General features: G+C 77.9%; 5 protein-coding genes. 3 read left to right on the forward strand and 2 right to left on the reverse strand.

Annotation, left to right across the window (positions count from 1 at the left end; translation table 11 throughout):
* The first annotated feature begins 154 nt into the window (after window positions 1-154).
* Entirely contained in the window at window positions 155-1,264 is a 1,110-nt protein-coding gene (locus OO57_RS37060) for an Acg family FMN-binding oxidoreductase (RefSeq protein WP_234337704.1), read from the forward strand.
* A gap of 100 nt (window positions 1,265-1,364) precedes the next feature.
* On the forward strand, window positions 1,365-1,706 hold the full coding sequence (locus tag OO57_RS37065; protein ID WP_033257258.1) for a DUF5713 family protein: 342 nt from the start codon (window positions 1,365-1,367) through the stop codon (window positions 1,704-1,706).
* An 18-nt stretch (window positions 1,707-1,724) separates the two neighbouring features.
* On the opposite strand, the gene OO57_RS37070 is transcribed toward OO57_RS37065, so the two are convergent.
* Window positions 1,725-2,600 carry a class I SAM-dependent methyltransferase gene (locus OO57_RS37070; RefSeq protein WP_033257259.1) on the reverse strand — a complete coding sequence of 292 codons (876 nt, stop codon included), beginning with the start codon at window positions 2,598-2,600 and terminating at the stop codon, window positions 1,725-1,727.
* Between the two features lie 88 nt (window positions 2,601-2,688).
* Here OO57_RS37070 and OO57_RS37075 point away from each other — a divergent pair, with 88 nt between their 5' ends.
* Complete coding sequence (locus OO57_RS37075) at window positions 2,689-4,629, forward strand: HEAT repeat domain-containing protein (RefSeq protein ID WP_033257260.1); 1,941 nt, start codon at window positions 2,689-2,691, stop codon at window positions 4,627-4,629.
* 76 nt (window positions 4,630-4,705) lie between these two features.
* Here the strand turns inward: OO57_RS37075 and OO57_RS37080 are convergent.
* Window positions 4,706-4,973, reverse strand: a 268-nt coding sequence (locus OO57_RS37080) for an electron transfer flavoprotein subunit alpha/FixB family protein (RefSeq protein WP_033257261.1), incomplete at its 5' end; no start/stop codon positions are given.

Here is a 4,973-nt window from a genome sequence, read left to right on the forward strand (position 1 = left end):
ACGCGGGGCCGGGGGGAGGCGGGGCGCGGGCGGGAGGGGGCGGAGGTCGTCCGGGCCGGGCCTTTGGGCCCTACCGGGCGGGGTGGGGGAGGCGCAGGATCGAGGCACTGAAGGTGTGGGAACGCGGCGAGGAAGCGGCGAGGAGTGATCCGCGATGACCGAGTCGATGGTGGGGTCGGCGGCAGGGGCGGGGATAGGGACTGCCGAGTCCGAGTCCCGGTTCGGGGCCGGGTTCGGGGCCGGGGTGCCGTCCGGGCCGGGCGTGGCGGAGCTGCGGGCGCTGGTGGCGGCGGCCGGTGCCGCGCCGTCGCTGCACAACGCGCAGCCGTGGCGGTTCCGGCCGACCGGGGACGGGCCCGGGGTGCTGGTGTTCGCCGACCCGGCGCGGGCGGTGCCGCTGGCCGATCCGGACGGGCGCGGGATGCTGCTGTCGGTCGGGGCGGCGCTGTTCAACCTGCGGGTCGCGGCCGCGCAACTCGGGCTGCCGGTGGAGGAGTTGGACTTGATGCCCGGGCCGCTCGGCGTGGTCGGGCCGGACGAGCCGGTCGCGGTGGTGCGCTTCGGCCCGCGCGGAATCCCGTACGAACTAGCCGAGTTGGCCGGGGAGATCGGCCGACGGCACTCCAGCCGTGAGCCCTTCGCGAACCGGGACGTGCCCGAGGCGGTGATCGGCGAACTGGTCGCGGCCGCCGCGGACGAGGACACCGTGCTGGACGTGCTGGAGGAGGCCGGGGCGCGCCGGGTGCTGGCGCTCACCGCGGAGGCCGAGGCCCGGATCGCCGGGGACGCCGCGCGCCGTGCGGAGACCGGCAGTTGGCTGCGGGCGGAGGCGGCCGGGGCGGCGGGACCCGCGGCGGCGCAGGACGGCATCCCGCAGCGGGCGCTCGGCCCGCAGGACCACGAAGCCCGGGTCCCCGTACGGGACTTCGCCGGGAACGGGCCCGCGCGCACCCAGCGCTTCGAGGCACTGCCGCAGGTCGCCACCATCGCCACCCGCGGCGACACGGCCGCCGACTGGCTGCGGGCCGGTCAGGCGATGGAACGGGTGTGGCTGGTGGCCACCGCCCGCGGGCTGCGGATCTCGGTGCTCCACCAGGCCGTCGAACTCCCGGACACCCGTTGGCGGTTGCGCGACCCGGAGAGCGGCATCGGCACCGTGCAGGTGGTGCTGCGGGTCGGCTACGGCCCGCCCGGCGCAGCCACCTCGCGCCGGGACGTCGACGACCTGCTCCGCGACCCGGCTGGCCCGGCCGGGGAGCGCTGAGCGGCCCGCCGCCGCCCGGGCCCGCTGCCGGTGCCCGTTGTCGGTGCCCCGGGGCATGATCGGGTCGCGGGGATTCCTTCGACCTGGGCGGAGCAGCGGCATGGCGATCACGAACGAGCAGTTGGCGGGGTACGAGTTCCTGCGTTCGATGCGCGGGGACGGCTACTACCCGGCGCACCTGGTCGCCAAGGGCGGCGGCATCCTGCACGCGCTGTGCGAGCGGATCGAGGCCGAACCCCCGCGCGGGCTCGTCGAGTTGTACGCGCTGACGCAGGTGGCGACGGAGCAGTTCAACCTGCTGGCGGAGGAGTTCCACGCGGCGGACAGCGAGATCGAGACCGTCGCGCGCGAGGCGATCGCGGTCGACTTCGAGCACATCGCCCACGCCTACGGCTTCGCGGACGCCGACGTGGAGGAACTGGTCGCCGACCGCGACTGGTGAAGCCGGGCCGGGCGGCTCTCAGCGGACGGCGGTGGCCAGGAGCGCGCTGTGCGGGAGCAGCAGGGCGTCCGAGTCGTTCGGGCCGTCCGAGTCGTTCGGGCCGTCCGGGCCGTTCGGGCCGGTGCGGTACTCGGCGGCGAGCCGCTCGTAGTGGCCGCGGGCCGCGGCGCGTACCTCGGGGGGCTGGGCGAGCAGGGTCTGCCCGATCGTGGCGACACCCGACGCCGGGCCGCTCCACCACTCGTCCAGCGTCGTGGCGTGGTCGAAGTCGAGGGTGCGGCAGCCGGCCCCGCGCAGCCCGGCGGTAGTGAGCAGCCCGGCCAGGCCGTCGGTGGTGCGCGGGAAGTCGTCGGCCGGGTCGAGCGGGCCCAGGTGAGGCGGACGGACCGCCCCGGCGGCCTGCAGGGCGCGCGGCACCAGCGTCTGGCCCGGGGCGGGGCTGCCCGACCAGATGGTCAGCGCGAGGCGGCCGCCCGGGCGCAGCACGCGACGCAGTTCGGCCAGGGCGAGCAGCGGACGGCCCACGTGGTTGAGCACGAAGTTGGCCACCACCGCATCGAACTCGCCGTCTGGGAAGGGGAGTTCGGGGAGCACGGCGAGGACGGTGCGGGCCTGCGGGGCGTGGTGGCGGGCGAGTTCGAGCATGCTCGGCTCGGCGTCCACGGCCGTGACCTCGGCCCCGCGCGCACCCGCCGCGGCGGCGACGGTGCCCGGCCCCGTCCCGACGTCCAGCACCCGGCTGCCCGCCGACACGCCCGCCGCGTCCAGCAGTTCGCCCACCGGGCGGGCGCAGAGCCGACCGAACGAGGCCGCGTAGGCGTCGCCGCGCCCGGCCCAGGCGGTGCGCTCGTTGGCGTCGAAAGCGGTGCTCGAAGACGGTGCGGCCTGCGACACGGGTCCCCCTCGTTCCGATGGTCGGTGGACGATCATAGGCCGGGAGCGGCGGGGCGGGGCGGGCTGCGGGTGTGAGAGAGTCCACGGCATGGGGGAGGGACCGGAAGCCGTCGACTGGGCCGCGCTGAGGCACCACTACGGCAGCGCGGCGGACCTGCCGGAACTGCTGCGGGCCTGCGCGGGGGACGACCCGGAGGCGGCCGAGGACGCGGTCTCGGAACTCTCCAACAGCTTCTTCCACGACGGGGGCCGGATCTGCTCGGCGGCCCCCGCCGCGCTGCCGTTCGTGCTGCGGATGGCGGCCGACGCGGGCCTCGCACCGGACGTCCGGGACCAACTGCTGGAACTGGTCGGCGGCCTGGCCGCGGACGCCCCCCGGGGCGGACCGGGCGTCGACCCCGGCTGGTGGCCCGCCTGGGAGCGCGCGCTGCCGCAACTCCTCGCGCTGCTCGGCGATCCGCTGCCCGCGATCCGCCGCCGCGCCTCCCGTGCGCTGCGACACTCCGACACGCCCGGGGCGCAGCTGCTGCCCGGACTGCTCGCGGCCCTGGCGGCGGAGGACGACCCGGGGCTCCGGACCGACCTGCTGCTGACCCTGGGCCGTGCGGCCCGGCGCGAACCCGCCGGGCCGCACGGCCCCGAGGCCCTCGGCCTGCTGCGGACCCTGCTCGCGGACGGCGCCGACCTCCGGGAACGCCACGGCGCCCTGCTCGCGCTCGCCCCCGAGGACCCCGGACTCCCGCTGCGGCACACCGACCTGCTGACCGCCGCGCTGCGCGCCCCCGAGGCCGGGCAGTGGGCGGAGCCGGGGGGCCTGACCCGGGCCTACAGCCGTACGACGGCGCTGTTCGCCGCGCCCGGACCGGCCACGGCCTTCGTCCGCGCACTGCTCCGCGACCACCCCGACGCCGCGCACCGGGCCGCCGCCCTGGAGCAGGCCGGCGGGCTGCTCGCCGAGTGGCGCTCGCCGACGGCGGAACTGCTGCCCGTGCTCGCCGCGCGCCTCGACGACCCCGCGCCCGGGGTGCGCGGCCTCGCGCTCGACCTGCTCGCCTGCCTCGGCCCGGCCGCCGTCGCCCCGCACGCCGACCGGATCGCGGCCCTGCTGGAGGACGACGCGGTCGCCGACACCGCGCTCTGGGCGCTGGCCCGCGCCGGCGACCCGCGCTGCGCCCCCGCGGGCTTCGGCAGTTCCGGGCAGTACTTCGGGCTGGGCGTCCGCGGCCACCGGCCCGCCCTGCCCGCGCTGCACGAGGTGCTGGCCCTGCTGCCCGGGCACGCGCAGGCCCTGATGCCCGTGGTCGAGCAGCAGCTCGCCCGGGACGGGGACCGGACGGCGGCCCACCGCTTCGGCACGGTGCTGGCCGGGTGGGGCGCCGCGAGCCCGACGGCCGTCGAGCGGCTGCTCGACCTGCTGGCCGAGGACCTCGCCTGGGCCCCCGCCGCCGAGGCGCTCGCCCGCCTCGGCCCCGGGGTGCTCGGCGCCGCCGCTGCGCGGGCGCGGGAGATGCTCTCCGCACGGATGAACGCCCCCGACGGGGGACCGGACGCCGGGGCCGGGACCGCGGCCTGGGCGTGCTGGCGGCTCGGCGGCGACCCGGAGGCCGCCGTCGACGCCCTCGCCGCGCACCTGCACCGGCCCGCCGCGCTGCGGATGCTCGCCGACCTCGGCCCGCACGCGGCGCGCTGCGCCGGGCAGTTGCGCGTCCGGGCCGCCGACCGGGACGCGTGGGTCGGGGTCGAGGCCGCGGGCGCCCTGTGGGCGGCGACCGGGGAGGGCGGGGCGGCCGTCCCGGCGCTGCTGTCCGCCCTGCGCGGCCTCGACGAGGGGCGTCACCTGCCCGTCATGCCCACCGCCGTCCGGCAGTTGGCCCGGATCGGCCCCGCCGCCCGGCCCGCCGTCCCGCTGCTGCGGGCCGCCCTCGCCGGGGACCGGCGACTGCGCAGCAACACGGCCTGGCGCGGCTTCGTCGAGGACGAGGACCTGCGGGCGGCGGCGGCCGGGGCACTGGTGGCCGCCCAGGGGTGAGCGGGGGAACGGCAGCAGGGCGCGACCGTGGCGGTCGCGCCCTGCGTGCCGGTGGGGCAGTCGGGTTGACGCTGCGTCAGCCCGCCTTCACCTCGTCGGTGAGCTGGGGCAGGACGGTGAAGAGGTCGCCGACGACGCCGTAGTCGACGAGTTCGAAGATCGGGGCCTCGGGGTCCTTGTTGACGGCGACGATGGTCTTGCTGGTCTGCATGCCGGCGCGGTGCTGGATGGCACCGGAGATGCCGGCGGCGACGTACAGCTGGGGGGAGACCTGCTTGCCGGTCTGGCCGACCTGGCTGCTGTGGGGGTACCAGCCGGCGTCGACGGCGGCGCGGGAGGCGCCG

This window comes from Kitasatospora phosalacinea (genome assembly GCF_000717185.1).
Lineage (GTDB): Bacteria > Actinomycetota > Actinomycetes > Streptomycetales > Streptomycetaceae > Kitasatospora > Kitasatospora phosalacinea_A.

Bases quoted from the DNA above. Each gene is read 5' to 3' on its own strand.
- OO57_RS37060 (WP_234337704.1), top strand. From the start codon at position 155: ATGACCGAGTCGATGGTGGGGTCGGCGGCAGGGGCGGGGATAGGGACT.
- OO57_RS37065 (WP_033257258.1), top strand. From the start codon at position 1,365: ATGGCGATCACGAACGAGCAGTTGGCGGGGTACGAGTTCCTGCGTTCG.
- OO57_RS37075 (WP_033257260.1), top strand. From the start codon at position 2,689: ATGGGGGAGGGACCGGAAGCCGTCGACTGGGCCGCGCTGAGGCACCAC.